The sequence below is a fragment of the Arthrobacter sp. Y3222053 genome (genome assembly GCF_059092805.1).
Genome location: NZ_JBNHIA010000001.1, coordinates 430,882 through 444,802, shown reverse-complemented (window position 1 = coordinate 444,802; position 13,921 = coordinate 430,882). Strand labels below are relative to the sequence as shown.

11 protein-coding genes are annotated in these 13,921 nt (G+C 71.6%); 7 read left to right on the top strand and 4 right to left on the bottom strand.

From position 1 onward, the window contains the following. Positions 1-154 precede the first annotated feature (154 nt). From AC5RUW_RS02130 to AC5RUW_RS02115, 4 genes are all read left to right on the top strand, one after another. Complete coding sequence (locus tag AC5RUW_RS02130) at positions 155-1,444, top strand: DUF2254 domain-containing protein (RefSeq protein ID WP_494159176.1); 1,290 nt, start codon at positions 155-157, stop codon at positions 1,442-1,444. Positions 1,445-1,642: 198 nt separating this feature from the next. Continuing rightward, the gene (locus AC5RUW_RS02125) at positions 1,643-2,071 is read left to right on the top strand and encodes a ChaB family protein (protein ID WP_494159175.1); all 429 of its coding nucleotides are present in this window, start codon (positions 1,643-1,645) and stop codon (positions 2,069-2,071) included. A gap of 239 nt (positions 2,072-2,310) precedes the next feature. Next, complete coding sequence (locus AC5RUW_RS02120; RefSeq protein WP_494159174.1) at positions 2,311-4,155, top strand: L-lactate permease; 1,845 nt, start codon at positions 2,311-2,313, stop codon at positions 4,153-4,155. A 30-nt stretch (positions 4,156-4,185) separates the two neighbouring features. After that, complete coding sequence (locus tag AC5RUW_RS02115) at positions 4,186-5,562, top strand: FAD-binding oxidoreductase (RefSeq protein WP_494159173.1); 1,377 nt, start codon at positions 4,186-4,188, stop codon at positions 5,560-5,562. Between the two features lie 30 nt (positions 5,563-5,592). On the opposite strand, the gene AC5RUW_RS02110 is transcribed toward AC5RUW_RS02115, so the two are convergent. From AC5RUW_RS02110 to AC5RUW_RS02095, 4 genes are read right to left on the bottom strand one after another with little or no spacing between them, the layout of a single operon-like run. After that, the gene (locus AC5RUW_RS02110) at positions 5,593-5,955 is read right to left on the bottom strand and encodes a hypothetical protein (protein ID WP_494159172.1); all 363 of its coding nucleotides are present in this window, start codon (positions 5,953-5,955) and stop codon (positions 5,593-5,595) included. A 13-nt stretch (positions 5,956-5,968) separates the two neighbouring features. Next, on the bottom strand, positions 5,969-8,737 hold the full coding sequence (locus AC5RUW_RS02105) for a molybdopterin-dependent oxidoreductase (RefSeq protein ID WP_494159171.1): 2,769 nt from the start codon (positions 8,735-8,737) through the stop codon (positions 5,969-5,971). Then, positions 8,734-9,573, bottom strand: a complete 840-nt coding sequence (locus AC5RUW_RS02100) for an FAD binding domain-containing protein (RefSeq protein WP_494159170.1) — start codon at positions 9,571-9,573, stop codon at positions 8,734-8,736. The genes AC5RUW_RS02105 and AC5RUW_RS02100 overlap by 4 nt, the downstream gene beginning before the upstream one ends. Continuing rightward, the gene (locus AC5RUW_RS02095) at positions 9,564-10,829 is read right to left on the bottom strand and encodes an XdhC family protein (protein WP_494159169.1); all 1,266 of its coding nucleotides are present in this window, start codon (positions 10,827-10,829) and stop codon (positions 9,564-9,566) included. The genes AC5RUW_RS02100 and AC5RUW_RS02095 overlap by 10 nt, the downstream gene beginning before the upstream one ends. A 475-nt stretch (positions 10,830-11,304) precedes the next feature. Between AC5RUW_RS02095 and AC5RUW_RS02090 the strand changes: the two genes are divergently transcribed. The 3 genes from AC5RUW_RS02090 (at position 11,305) to uraH (ending at position 13,919) form a co-directional block, all read left to right on the top strand. Then, positions 11,305-12,654, top strand: coding sequence for an 8-oxoguanine deaminase (locus tag AC5RUW_RS02090; protein WP_494159168.1), 1,350 nt, complete (start codon positions 11,305-11,307; stop codon positions 12,652-12,654). Between the two features lie 402 nt (positions 12,655-13,056). After that, positions 13,057-13,581 (top strand): 2-oxo-4-hydroxy-4-carboxy-5-ureidoimidazoline decarboxylase, encoded by a 525-nt coding sequence (uraD, locus tag AC5RUW_RS02085; RefSeq protein WP_494159167.1) that lies wholly within the window; start codon positions 13,057-13,059, stop codon positions 13,579-13,581. Next, the gene (gene uraH, locus AC5RUW_RS02080; protein ID WP_494159166.1) at positions 13,578-13,919 is read left to right on the top strand and encodes a hydroxyisourate hydrolase; all 342 of its coding nucleotides are present in this window, start codon (positions 13,578-13,580) and stop codon (positions 13,917-13,919) included. Before uraD ends, uraH begins: the two co-directional genes overlap by 4 nt. Positions 13,920-13,921 lie beyond the last annotated feature (2 nt).

The following is a 13,921-nucleotide window of genomic DNA, read 5'->3' as shown; positions in this document are numbered from 1 at the left end:
CCGTCCCTTTCAGTCTTAAGGGGAACAGATCAGTCGGGAGCAGGGAGCAGAGTCCGTGGATATGGCAGCCAGGTCCGGGGCGTCGGCGGCGTCGCAGCCGGCAGGCAGCGGTGCACGCAGGTTTCGTATCGATCGGGAGGCGCTAAGGGCGTCCGTGTGGTTCTGGCCCACCTGTGCCTCCCTCGCTGCGCTCGCCGTGACCCTGCTGCTGCTGCCGGTGCGGCCCGGGCAGGACCAGGCGTGGGCCCGCTGGATCTGGCCCAGCGGCATGGAGGCGGCCTCCACGCTCCTTCAGGCGGTGGCCACCAGCGTGATGACCGCCGTGACCGTGACGTTCTCGCTGACCGTCGTGGCCCTGCAGTTGGCGTCACAGCAGTTCTCGCCCCGGCTGCTGCGCGAGTTTGCCCGGGACAAGCGGACCCAGCTGGTCCTGGCCGTCCTGCTGTCAACCTTCGTGGTCAGCATCACCGGGCTGCGCGGCATGGACCCCCAGACGCCGGTGCCGGTGCTCGTCGTCGGCCTGGTTTATGTGCTGGGCATCGCCTGCGGCATGGTGCTGCTCCTGTTCATCGGCCACATCACCAGGTCCCTCCGGGTGGACACGATGATGGTCACGGCCCATGGGCAGGCGCTGGCCGTGCTGCGCGCGACCTATCCCGATTCCCCGGACGGCGAGGAGCAGTGCTTCCCGGCGCCCGACGGCGGCACGCTCCTCCGCGCCCCGCGCAGCGGCATCATCAAGGCACTGGACTGGCGCCCCCTGGTGGAGGCGTTGGAGCGCAGCGCCCAGGTGCTCCATGTGGACGTCCAGCCGGGCGACCACGTCGCGCTGGGTGCACCGATCGGGCGGCTGTGGAACGACGACGGCGCGCCGGCCGCCGACACTGCCGACGTCACCGCAGCCCTCGCCCGCGCCCTGGAGATCGGCTATGAACGCACGCCGGAACAGGATGCCGCACTTGGCCTGCGGCAGCTCACGGACATTGCCGTGAAGGCCATCTCGCCCAGCATCAACGACCCGGTGACCTGTTCCCATGCCCTGGGCTACTGCACCGACCTCCTGGTGGATATCCAGCACCGGCGTCTTGGGCCGGAGGCGCACCGGGGCAGGAACGGAACGCTGCGCCTGGTGACTGCCGGCCGCGACTATCGATCCTTCATCGACCTGGTCTGCGCACCCGTCCGCCACTACGGCTCCGGTGATCCGGTCGTGCTGACCGCGCTGCTGCGCCTGCTGCGGGACTGCGCGGCGAGCGCCGCCAACGATACCCAACGGGACGAGATCAGGCGCCAGGCCTCCCTGGTGCTGGATGCCGTGGACGACCGGATGGTGGGCGTGGATGCGGAGAAGGTCCGGGGCATGGTCCGCCGCGTGGAACTCGCCCTGGACGGTGAACTGATGGAGTCCTACCTTGATCGGGCCGGGGAGACGCGTTCCGCCTAAGGTGCACGCCTGGTCCGTGACGCGCCTGATCGGGGCCCGGGCGGCGGCGTCGGGCGCTTGAGGGGGCGGCGATATGGTGATAGACCATAAGTACCCTTAGTAACAGCGGAGAGGTTCAGGACGCCATGGAACCCAACCGCACCGCAGAGACCGGCGAATCCGGGCGCAACAGCTGAGCCGGCGGGACAAGGAGACATGATGCCGAAGACGTCAAAGAGCGGCCATGCGAAGGACAGCGAGCTGCCCTCGACCCTGCAGCGTTCGGACACCAAGGCGCAGGACACGTTCGCCAAGACCTACGACTCGGCCATGGAGTCCTACGACGGGAACGAAGAGCGCGCAGCCCGCGCCGCCTATGCCTCGCTGAAGCACACACACGAGAAGGTGGGTGACCATTGGGAGGAGAAGGACGAGTCCGGCCCTTCCGACAAGCGCGCGGAGGGCGGCGGCCCGGGATCCTCGAAGGGAACCGCAGGCGGTGTGGACGCCAATGCCTCCAAGGACCACCTCTACGAGCAGGCAAAGAAGCTGGACGTGCCCGGGCGGTCCACCATGACGAAGGACGAGCTCGTGGACGCGCTGCAGAAAGCCAACGACAAGCAGACCCGCAAGGCCCGCGAAAAGTAGCCGCGCGGGACGCTCCGGGCCGGCCCGGCATCTTCCCGCGCCGCACGGCCCTTCCGCTTCATGGAAGGGCCGTGCGGCTTTTCAGCGGCAGGGGAAATCAGGAACCTGACGAGGGTTGACCGCCCTGAGGGGCGCGCCTACTGTCGTCCCCATCGTGAGACGGCTACGGTGCCGTCCGGCCGGCCCGGCTCCCGAGGTTCCACGGGGAGACTGGCCAGCACAAAAACGAGGGGGTTTTTGTGGCTATCCAGGTTGCGGCTTTTCAGCAGGTCCTCGATCCGGTGGGCGGGTCGCTGGTGTTCTCGGCCATCCTCGCTGCCCTGCCCCTGCTGCTGCTGTTCGTCCTCCTCGGCGTGTTCCGGATGAAGGCCTGGCAGGCCGGCGTCATCGGCCTGGCCCTGTCCTTCCTCCTCGCGGTGATCGCCTGGGGAATGCCGCTGGGCCAGGCGCTCTCGGCCACCGGGCTCGGTGCGTTCTACGCGGTCTTCCCCATCCTCTGGATCCTGATCAACGCCCTGTGGATCTACAAGCTCACCGTCTCCACCCCGTGGTTCGAGCTGCTGGGCAGGACGATCCGGTCGATCTCGGATGACCTGCGCATCCTCTCCATCCTGATCGCCTTCTGCTTCGGCGCCCTGCTCGAATCCCTGGCCGGGTTCGGAGCGCCCGTGGCGATCGCGGCGGCCATGCTCATGGCCGCCGGCATGAAGCCGATCAAGAGCGCCGTCGTCGCGCTGCTGGCCAACACCGCCCCGGTCGCCTTCGGTGCGATGGCCGCGCCGATCATCGCCCTCAACGGCGTCACCGGCATCCCGCTGCAGGAGCTGTCCTCCATGACGGGCCGGCAGACTCCGTTCGTTGCCCTGGTGGTGCCGCTGATCCTGGTCTTCCTGGTGGACGGAAAACGCGGCCTCCGCCAGACCTGGCCGGTGGCCCTGGTCTCCGGCATCGCCTTCGGTCTCGCCCAGTTCGTGGCCTCCAATTTCTTCGTCGTGGAGCTGACCGACGTGGTGGCCGCCGTCGTCACCGTTATTGCGGTGCTGCTGATGCTGCGGGTCTGGCAGCCGAAGGAAATCATCGGCATGAACGGCCAGTCGCAGGACGTCGAAGACACCGCCGTGGCCGATGCCCGCGGCGGTGACGCCGACGGCGACGGCGCGCTCCCGGTTTCGGCCGGAGGCGGCAGCGGCGGCGGACGGCATGCAGCGCCGTCGCCTGCGGGTCCGGGCGGCCTCGACGGTGCGGCGGAAGCCCCCGGCCGCGCCGGAGCCCACGCCGCGGCGTCGCCCGCGGACGGTGGCACCGATCGCCCGGCAGAGGACGCCGACAACACCCGGCCCGATGCCCGGAGCGTCTGGATGGCGGTGGCACCGTACCTGATCATCATCACGGTCTTCTCCCTCGCCCAGATTCCCGCCGTCAAGGCCTGGCTGACGCAGATCGGCGGGGTGACCTTCCACTGGCCGGGCCTGGACGTCACCAATTCCGCGGGCGAGCCGGTGGCGGCGCAGAACCTGCGCTTCGATCATGTGAAGGCCACCGGAACGCTGCTGCTGTTCTCCGGCATCCTGACCATGCTCCTCTACCGCATCAGGCCCGGCGCCGGGGTGCGGATCTACGGCGAGACCCTCAAGCAGCTGCGCTGGACCATCCTCACGGTCTGCGCCGTGCTGGCCCTGTCCTTCGTGATGAACCTGAGCGGGCAGACCACCACTCTCGGCGTGGCACTGGCCTCGGCGGGCGGCTTCTTTGCCATCCTCTCGCCGCTGCTGGGCTGGATCGGCGTGGCGCTGACCGGTTCCGACACGTCGTCGAACTCCCTGTTCGGCCAGCTGCAGGTTGCCGCCGCCAACGAGACCGGCCTGTCGCCCACCCTGATGGCCGCCGCCAACTCCTCGGCGGGCGTCATGGGCAAGATGCTCTCGCTGCAGAACCTGGCCATCGCCTCCGCCGCCGTCGGCCGGGAAGGCTCCGAGAGCCTGCTGCTGCGCAAGCTCATCGGCTGGAGCCTGGCCCTGCTGGCCATGCTCACCGTCATCATCTGGCTGCAGTCCACACCCATCCTGGGGTGGATGGTTCCCTGACGGCTCCGCGCCCGACGTTCGAGAGGACCCATGAACACCATCGACTTCGACCTGACCGCCGGTTCCACCGCCGCGCTGCTGCAGGCGGCACCGAACGCATCCATCCGAAGCGAGGACCGGGAGCGGGCCAGCACCGACCGTTCCGGCTACCTCTCGCCCAGCCCGCCGGACGGCGTGGTCTTTGCCCGCAGCGCCGACGACGTCGTGCAGACCCTTCGGCTCGCCAGCCGGCACCGGGTGCCGGTGGTGCCGCGGGGCGCCGGCACCGGCCTCGCCGCCGCCTCCGCCTCCCGCGCCGGGGAGGTGGTGCTCGACGTCTCGGGCATGAACGAGATCCTGCGCATCGACCCGGTGGAGCAGCTCGCCGTCGTCGAACCTGGCGTGCTCAACGCCGAACTGAACGCCGCGGCCGCCGGCTACGGGCTGTTCTACGCCCCGGACCCGGCCAGCACGGCGATCTGCTCGATCGGCGGGAACATCGCCACCAACGCCGGCGGGATGCGCTGCGCCAAATACGGAGTGACGCGGGAATCCGTCCTGTCGCTGCGGGTCATCCTCGCTGACGGCCGCGAGCTGCGCACGGGGCGGGACACCATCAAGGGGGTCACCGGATATGACCTGAACGCCCTGTTCATCGGCTCCGAGGGCACCCTCGGGATCGTGGTCGAGGCGACGCTGCGGCTGCGCCCGCTGCCCACCGCCACGGCCACGGTCGCGGCCTTCTTCCCGGATGTGGAGAGCGCGGCTCGGGCGGCGTCGGCGGTGGTCGCCGCGCGGGTCCAACCCTCGATGATGGAGCTGATGGACGGGCCCACGCTGGAGGCCGTGGACATGGCGCTGGGCACCGACTACCGCTCCCGGGGCGGCGCGTTCCTGCTGGTGCAGACCGACGGGTACGGCGCCTTCCTGGAGCAGGAGGTGGTGCTGGAGGCGGTCAGCCCGCTCGGCACCTGCGAGAAGGCGGTCGACGACGAGCATGCGGCCGCGCTGGTCACCGCACGGCGGGAGGCGATTCCGTCGCTGGAGCGGCTGGGCCGGGTGTCCATCGGCGACATCGGGGTGCCGCGCGGCCGGCTGGCCGAGGTGGTCGCCGGGCTCGAGCAGATCAGCGCCGACACCGGTGTGCGGATCTTCACCATCGCGCACGCCTCCGACGGGAACCTGCACCCGATGATCGTCATGGATCAGGAGGAGTCGGTGACCGAAGGGCCGCCGAAGGAGGCGCTGGGGCGGATGTTCCACCTCGCCAAGCGCCTGGGCGGCACCCTCACCGGCGAGCACGGCGTCGGGCTGCTCAAACGCGACTGGCTGCGCGACGAGCTGGGGGACGTCTCCCTGGAGGTGCAGCACGCCATCCGGCAGGCACTGGATCCGCTGGGCATCCTGAACCCGGGCAAGGCGATCTGACCGGGCGCGCTGAGCGGGGGGAGCCGGATCTCAGAGAAGAAAGATCGCCGGGATCCCCAGGGCGGTGATGGCCAGGCTCACGGTTGCCAGCAGCAGGGCCCGCTTCCCTGAGCGCAGCCGGCCCGCTGCCGCGCCGGCCCAGGCGGCGCCGCCGAAGAGGGCGATGAAGTACAGGACAAGGAGCGCCATCACGCCGTACTCCGGGCCCGAGCAGCTGACGGACTCGGGCGTGCAGCTGGGCATCAGGCCCCTGCCGCTGTCGTCGTACCGGCTCGAGGCGAACAGGAACAGGACGGCGGCAAAGGCGGAGACCGGCACCAGCAGGGCGCTGATGCCGCCCGTTACCGCGATCGCTCGTCCCCAGCTCGGTTTCGGTCGCGTGGGCTGCGTCATGTCGGACTCCTCGTCAGGCCGGGACGTCGGCCTCGGCCTGCAGCCCGGACCGGTCCGGCTGCACGCCGTCCCGCAGCCCCAGGTACAGCACATCGTGGGCCAGCGGCAGCCGGGCAAAACGCACGCCGGTGGCGCTGCGCACCGCGTTCGCCAGGGCCGGGGCCACCGGGTTGAACGGGCTTTCGCTCATCGACTTGGCGCCCATCGGGCCCAGCTCGTCGCTCGTCTCGGCGAAGAACACCTCGGTCCGCGGCACGTCCGCGAAGGTCGGCACGTGGTACTGGCGCAGGATCCGGGTCTCGACGTCGCCGTCGGCGCCCACCCGCACCTCCTCGAACAATGCCGCGCCCAGGGCCTGGGCCACGCCGCCCTCCACCTGGCCGCGGCACTGCAGCGGGTTCATCACCACGCCGGCGTCGGCCGCCTGCACGCTCTGCAGGATCCGCAGTTCCCCGGTGCCCGGATGCACCGCCACGCGGAAGCCCTGCACGTTGAACGCGACCGAGCGGGGAGTGCCGCCCCAGCGGGCCTCGGCGGACAGGTCGACGCCGGCCTCCGCCGCCCTGCGGGCCACCTCGGCCAGCGGAATCCGCTCGTCCCCGCACTCGACGGCGTCGGCGGCCAGGCGCACCTGCGCCGAGGTGCCCGCGAACAGCGACGCGGCGAAACCCACGAGCCGCACCGCCAGCTCCGCGGCGGCGGCCAGCGAGGCCTTGCCGGCCACCACGGTACCGGTGGAGCCGTACGCGCCGGTGTCATGGTCCACCAGGTCGGTGTCCGACTGGCGGATCACCACCCGGCCCGGCTCGGTGTGCAGGGCCGAGGCGGCCAGCTGGGCGTGGACGGTGGTGGTGCCGTTGCCGAATTCGGCGGTGCCGACGTCGAGCCCGTACCGCCCGTCCGGCAGCAGCGCGACGCGGGCGTGAGAGACGTGGCCGCGCGGCGGCACGGTGTCGATCATCGACAGCGCCGTCCCCTCGCCGATCAGCCAGTCCGGCTCCAGCCCGACGCCGGAGCGGGCCGGATCCTCCCGACCGGCGGCCAGGGCGCCGCGGACCAGGGAGATGCACTGGTCCAGCCCGTAGCTGCCGTAATGCACATCCTCCGCGGGTTCCGCGGAGGTGGACACCATCGGGTCGCCCTCGGCCACCACGTTGCGGGCCCGGAACTCCAGCGGATCCATGCCCAGGCCACGGGCGAGTTCGTCCATGGCGGACTCCACGGCGAAGACCATCTGGCTCAGCCCGTAGCCGCGGAACGCGCCGGCCGGGACGGTGTTGGTGTAGACCGAGCGGGCGTCCACCCGCTTGTTGGCGCAGCGGTAGACGGCGACCGACTCGCCGCAGCCGTGGAACATCACCCCGGGGCCGTGGTTGCCGTAGGCGCCGGTATTGGCGGTGGCGTCGACCTCCAGCGCGGTCAGCGTGCCGTCGGCGGAGGCACCGGCCTTCACCCGGACCCGGAAGGGATGCCGGGTGGTGGCGGCGGCGAACTGCTCCTCACGGGTGAATTCCAGCTGCACAGGCCGGCGCAGGCGCAGCGCTGCCAGGGTCACCAGGTCCTCGACCAGCACCTCCTGCTTGCCGCCGAACCCGCCGCCCACCCGCCCCGCCAGCACCCGCACCTGGCCGAGCTCGAGGTCGAACAGCCGGCACAGGGTCCGCCGGACCAGGAACGGGACCTGGGAGGAGGTGCGGACCGTGAGCCGGCCGGCGTCGTCGAACCAGGCGCGGGCCGCGTGCGTCTCCAGCGCCACATGCGCCAGCCGCTGGCTCTCGTAGGTGCCTTCATGCACGACGTCGGCCGTCGCCAGCGCCGCCGTCGGCTCGCCGATCACCGAGTGGACTTCGGCCACGGTGTTGCCGACGGCGCCCGGGGCATCCGGATGCAGCAGGGCCGCGTCGGGGGCGAGGGCGGCATCGACGTCGAGCACCGTCGGCAGCGGCTCGTACTCGACGCGCAGCCGGCGCACGCCCTCCTCGGCGGCAGCGACGGTGGCGGCGGCCACCACCGCCACCCGCTGGCCCTTGAACCGGACGACGTCATCCAGCACCCGGGTGTCCTCAGGGTCGTCGGTGTGCAGCTCGTGCTGGGCGGTGGAGAACCGGCGCTCCGGAGCGTCCAAATGGGTGAAGACGGCCTCGACGCCGGGAACGGCCAGCGCGGCGGACGTGTCGATCGAGAGGATGCGGGCATGGGCGTGCGGGGAGCGCAGCAGCTTGAGGTGCAGCATCCCGGGAGGGGCAGGCTGGTCCAGGGTGTAGGCGGCGCGGCCGGTGACGATGTCCGGCCCGGCCGGCGCGGGAGCGCACCGACCTACGGGAGAGTCCCCGGACGCGTCGTCGTCCACGTTCTTTCTCCCGAGGACCGCGTCCTTAATGGCACGGTAGCCGGTGCAGCGGCACAGGTTGCCCTTGAGGTTGCGCGGCAGGTCCCGCCGCTGGTCCTCCGAGAAGGTGGCGGCGGTCATCACCATCCCGGCAGTGCAGAAGCCGCACTGGAAACCCTGCGCGTCCAGGAACTGCTGCTGCATCGGATGCAGCTGCTCGTCCGGGCCAGCCAGGCCTTCGATGGTGGTCACCTCCCGACCCTGGGCCCGCACGGCGGGGAACAGGCAGGAATGCACCGGCGCGCCGTCCACGTGCACGGTGCACGCGCCGCAGTCGCCGGCGTCGCAGCCCTTCTTCACACCGAAGCTGCCCTGGTCGCGCAGGAAGGTGCGCAGGCACTGGCCGGGGGCGGGGGAGGCGTCGGTTTCCCGGCCGTTGAGGGTGAACTTCATGCCCTGGCTCCTTCCGCCGCCGCGGCGGCCAGTTCAGCGCGGATCTCTTCGGCCAGCCGGCCCGTCATGTCCCGCCGCCAGTCCGGCAGCCCGTGCACGTCGTCGTGCCACAGGTCCGGGGCGACGGCGGCCGCGAGGGCCGCGGCCAGCTCCGCGGCCCCCGGGACCGCGGGCATCCGCAGCTGCACGGGACGCTTGACGGCGGCGGTGACGGTCAGGACGAACCCGCCGTCGGCGTCGAGCCGGCCGATCAGCAGTACGCCGGAGCGGCCGAGGCTGGTCAGCGACAGCCGCCGGAACGCGGTGCGGGCGCTCAGCGCGGCGGCCGGAAGGCTGATGCTGCGCAGCAGCTCGCCGGGCTGCAGGGCCGTCTTTCCGTCGCCGGTGACCAGTTCGGCGACCGGTATCCGGCGGGTGCCGCCGTCGGGTGCCAGGAGAAGTGCGACGCCGTCCAGGGCCGCGGTGAGCGAGGTCATCGGCCCGGCGGGCAGGGCGGTGCAGATGTTTCCGCCGACCGTGGACACGTTCCAGATTTTGAAGGACGCGACGAAGGACTCGCAGCAGCGGCGCACCAGGTCCAGGGCCGGCCACTGTCCGGCGTGCCGCGACCGGTGGGGGAACGCGAACAGCTCGGCGATGGTGCAGGTGGCCGCGATCTCCAGGCCCTCGGGGCTCTCGGTGAGCGGCTGCCACCCGGCGCCGGTCAGGTCCAGCAGCCGCCGTGCCGTGGTGCCGTAGGAGAAGAGCACGGTGCCGCCGGCGAGCCAGGCGTCGCCGGGCTGCCAGTGCGCCGGGTCGGCGGCGGGCAGGTGGGCGGTGACGGTGTTCAGGTCCACGGACCAACCTCCGGAGTCGTGGCGGCGGCGCGGCCGTGGGGTGCGGGTACGGGTCCCGAGGCGGCGGTTTGCCCGGTTGGGGCGGCGGGCACGGCCCCATGCAGGGCGCCGGAGCCGAGTGACAGCGGCAGCCCGGTGCGGCCGGTGCGTTTGGCCAGGATTTCGGCGAAGACCGCGACGGCGATTTCCTGCGGTGTGGCGGCGCCGATGTCCAGGCCGATCGGGGCGTGCAGCCGCGCCAGGCGGTCCGCCGGGACGCCGCGGGCCTGCAGCTCCCCGGCGCGCTGCGTGCAGGTCCGGCGGGAGCCCATGGCGCCCACATACGCCCAGTCCTGCCGGAGTGCGGTGTCCAGCACGGCGGCGTCGAACCGTGCGTCGTGGCTGAACAGGCAGAACACGGTGCGCGGATCCGGGGCCTCGGCGTCGATCAGCTCCGCGATCCAGGTTTCGGGCCACTGCACGGTGACCGCCGCGTGCGGAAACCGTTCCGGGCGGGTGAAGACGGGCCGCGGGTCGCACAGCGAGACGTGGTAGCCCAGGCTGCGTCCCAGCGCGGCGACGGCGGCCGAGTGGTCGTTCGCCCCGACCAGGAGCAGGCGGGGTGCGGGCAACCGCGATTCGATGAAGAGTTCAACGGCGGGGCAGTCGTCTCCGCCGGGCAGGGAAACGAGCCCCGTGTGCCCCTGCTGAACGGCGGCGTGGACCGCGGCGGTGAGGCGGTTCACGGCGTTGTCGAAGAGGCCGAGCCGGCCGACGATGCCGGCCAGTGCCTGCGGGCCGGCTGCGGCGAGGCGCCCGGTGTCGGGCAGCAGGAGCGGAGCCGCGGCCGGACCGTCGACCCGCCACAGCAGGGCGACGGCGGGTGTGGGGGCGCTGCCATCAGGGGTGACGGAGGCGTCGGCGGCTCCGGCGTCGCCGTCCGGCGTCGTCACCGGCTCACTGCCGGCCCGGAAGGGTTGGATGTGGACGTGGAGGGTTCCGCCGCAGCTGAGGCCGGGTTCGAAGGCATCCTGGGGGCTGTAGCCGAAGCTCATCCGGCGGGGCTGCTCCGTGGCCAGGGCCTCGAGGGCGGCGTCGAACACGGCCGCTTCCACGCAGCCGCCGCTCAGCGTGCCGGCGACCTCGCCCGCGGCGCTGATCAGCATGGTGGTGCCCACGGGCCGCGGGACGGATCCTTCGACGGCCACGATGGTGGCGGCGGCGCAGTCCTGCCCGTCCGCCAGCCACTGCCGCAGTGCTGAGAGCTGGTCCAGCATGAGTGCCTCCAGGACCTGCCGACGGCACACACCACCGGCCAGGCCAGTAACCCAAGCGGTGAGTTCCCCGCGGCCGCCCTCAGGGGCCGCGGGCCTTAAATCCGCGGAACGATTTGGAAATCAACCACTTTCGGAATTCATTTCCGAATCATCGGCGCAGCGGACACGCGGCGCCGATAAATGCGGTGCCGAACAAATGCGGTGCCGAACAAATGCTGTCCAGCAACGGCTCCGAAAGTAATTGGCAGGAAGCGTACCACGCCGACCAATCATGCGATACGGGTTTGACCAAATACGTCCGAGGCAATTGACGTGCCGCCGGGCCGGGCTTAATCTGGCGCCGGACCGGAGAGCCGGTGCCCCCTGGATCGGGCCGACCTTGGATCAGCAGACAAGTGCACTGAGCTGGCTGACGCAGGATCCCCTGCGGCCGCCGGCCGTGGTCCCTGCCCGGCACCGAGGTCAGGAGGCAGGCATGGGCCGGCTCTGGATACGCACGCCCCTTGCGGTGTTCACCGCGAACGACCTGGACGCCGCCGGCGGCGTCGTGGTGGAGGACGGCCGCATCGCCGAGCTGGTCCCGGCCGGCGGGGCTCCCGCGGCACCCTGCACGGAGGTGTTTGACGCCTCGGAGCACGTCCTGCTGCCGGGGCTGATCAACACCCATCACCACTTCTACCAGACCCTCACCCGCGCCTGGGGGCCGGTGGCCAGCGCCGAACTGTTCCCCTGGCTGAAGAACCTCTACCCGGTCTGGGCCCGGCTGACGCCGGAGGCGCTGCACCTGGCCAGCACCGCCGCGCTCGCCGAGCTGCTGCTCTCCGGCTGCACCACCGCGGCCGACCACCATTACCTGTTCCCGGGCGGGCTCCAGGACGCCGTCGACATCCAGGTGGAGGCCGTCCGCTCGCTCGGCATGCGCGCCATGCTCACCCGCGGCTCCATGACCCTGGGGGAGGACGACGGCGGCCTGCCGCCGCGGCAGGTGGTGCAGGAGGCGGAGACGATCCTGGCCGACAGCGACCGGCTGATCCGCACCTATCACGAGCGCGGCGACGGAGCGGTCGTGCAGATCGCGCTGGCGCCGTGCTCGCCCTTCTCGGTGACCACGGACATCATGAAGGCTTCGGCCGCGCTGGCCGAGGAGCACGACGTGCGGCTGCACACCCACCTGGCGGAAACCCTGGATGAGGAGGAGTTCTGCCGGGAGATGTTCGGGCTGCGCACGGTGGACTACCTGGACAGCGTCGGCTGGCTCGGCCCGCGCACCTGGCTGGCCCACGGCGTGCATTTCGACGACGACGAGGTGGCCCGGCTGGGTGCCGCGGGCACCGCCGTCGCGCACTGCCCCACCTCCAACATGCGCCTGGCGTCGGGGATCGGCCGGATGCTGGAACTGGAGGACGCCGGGGCGCCCGTGGGCCTGGGCGTGGACGGCTCGGCCTCCAATGACGCCTCCAACCTCATCCAGGAGGTGCGGCAGGGGCTGTACCTGCAGCGGCTGCGCTACGGCGCGGCGGCCGTCACCCCGGAGCGGGCCCTGGGTTGGGCCACCCGCGGCTCCGCCCGGGCGCTGGGGCGGACCGACATCGGCGAGCTCGCTCCCGGCCGGCAGGCGGACCTCGCCCTGTTCCGGCTGGACGGCCTGCGCTTTTCCGGGTCCCACGACCCGCTGGCGGCGCTGGTGCTGTGCGGGGCGGACCGGGCGGACCGGGTGATGGTCGGCGGGCAGTGGCGGGTGCTGGACGGGCAGATCCCGGGCCTGGACCTGGCCGAGCTGACCGCCCGGCATTCGGCGGCGGCCGCCCGGCTGATCTCCGGTTGACCGGCCGGCGGGGCGGTCCGCGCGTTTCCGGACGGTCCCGCTCGGCCGGGCTGCCGGCGCGCCCGGAGCCGGCGCGCCTGGAGCCGGAGCGCCGGCTCCAGCACGGCTCATACGTCAGTCCGGGCACCCCCGGCCGGCGGCCCCTGCCATGCCGGAGCGGCTCCGGAAACGGCCGTATCACGGCGGTGCGGCGTCCCTTTTTACCCGGAATTTACGCGGCGGAAACAATGCGCCGAAACGTGCGGCGGGATTCGGATTTCCCCTTGACATTTCCGTATTCGACTTGCTTACACTGGGCACCAATAATTTCCGGTTGGGAAACATCGAATCAAGTCGGCTTTGCCGATGGTCAAGGGTGTTCAGCGCCGAGCCGGAATCATGCGCCAACGAAAGCTGACACCCGTGCCCTCCACGCCCTCCACCGCCGTCGACGGCGGACTCGCCGCCTTCAACGCCGCCCCGCTGCCCGCCGCAAGGGACTTCCTGCGCCCGTGCGTGGACATTGACCGCTGGATCGAGGAGGTTGCCGACGGGCGCCCCTACGCCGACGTCGCCGCCGCCCTCGCGGCGGCCCGCACCGCGGCGCCGGACTGGACCGAGGCGGAGCTCGACGCCGCCCTGGCCCGGCATCCGCGGATCGGCGAGCGGGCCGCCGGCGCGGACGCGGAGGCGGCCCTGTCCCGCCGCGAGCAGTCCGGCGTCGGGCACGACCCCGATGTCCAGGAGCGCCTGCGCGAGGGCAACCGGGCCTATGAGGACAAATTCGGGCGGGTCTTCCTGATCCGCGCCGCCGGGCGCAGCGCGGAGGAGATCCTGTCCGCGCTGCAGGCCCGGCTCCGCCATACTCCCGAGGAGGAACTGCCGGTGATCGCCGGGCAGCTGAGGGAGATCGCCATCCTGCGACTCGAAGGACTGCTCACCGCATGAAACGCAGCCATGTCACCACCCACGTCCTCGACGCCGCCGCCGGCCGTCCCGCCGCCGGCGTCACCGCCCGGCTCGACGGGCTCCGCGGCGATGCCTGGGAGGAAATCGCGCAGGCCGTCACCGACGACGACGGCCGGATCAGCGCGTTCGGACCCGAGCGGCTCGACGCCGGCACGTACCGGATCGAGTTCGCCGTCGGGGAGTATTTCGCCCGCACCGGGACCGAGACCTTCTATCCGAGCGTGACGCTCACCTTCGCCCTGGCCGACCCCGCGCAGCACTACCACGTTCCGCTGCTGCTGAGCCCTTTCGCCTACTCCACCTACCGAGGAAGCTGACA

Coding starts and splice junctions, on each gene's coding strand:
- AC5RUW_RS02125 (WP_494159175.1), top strand. CDS start 1,643: ATGCCGAAGACGTCAAAGAGCGGCCATGCGAAGGACAGCGAGCTGCCC.
- AC5RUW_RS02115 (WP_494159173.1), top strand. CDS start 4,186: ATGAACACCATCGACTTCGACCTGACCGCCGGTTCCACCGCCGCGCTG.
- AC5RUW_RS02110 (WP_494159172.1), bottom strand. CDS start 5,955: ATGACGCAGCCCACGCGACCGAAACCGAGCTGGGGACGAGCGATCGCG.
- AC5RUW_RS02105 (WP_494159171.1), bottom strand. CDS start 8,737: ATGAAGTTCACCCTCAACGGCCGGGAAACCGACGCCTCCCCCGCCCCC.
- AC5RUW_RS02095 (WP_494159169.1), bottom strand. CDS start 10,829: ATGCTGGACCAGCTCTCAGCACTGCGGCAGTGGCTGGCGGACGGGCAG.
- AC5RUW_RS02090 (WP_494159168.1), top strand. CDS start 11,305: ATGGGCCGGCTCTGGATACGCACGCCCCTTGCGGTGTTCACCGCGAAC.
- uraH (WP_494159166.1), top strand. CDS start 13,578: ATGAAACGCAGCCATGTCACCACCCACGTCCTCGACGCCGCCGCCGGC.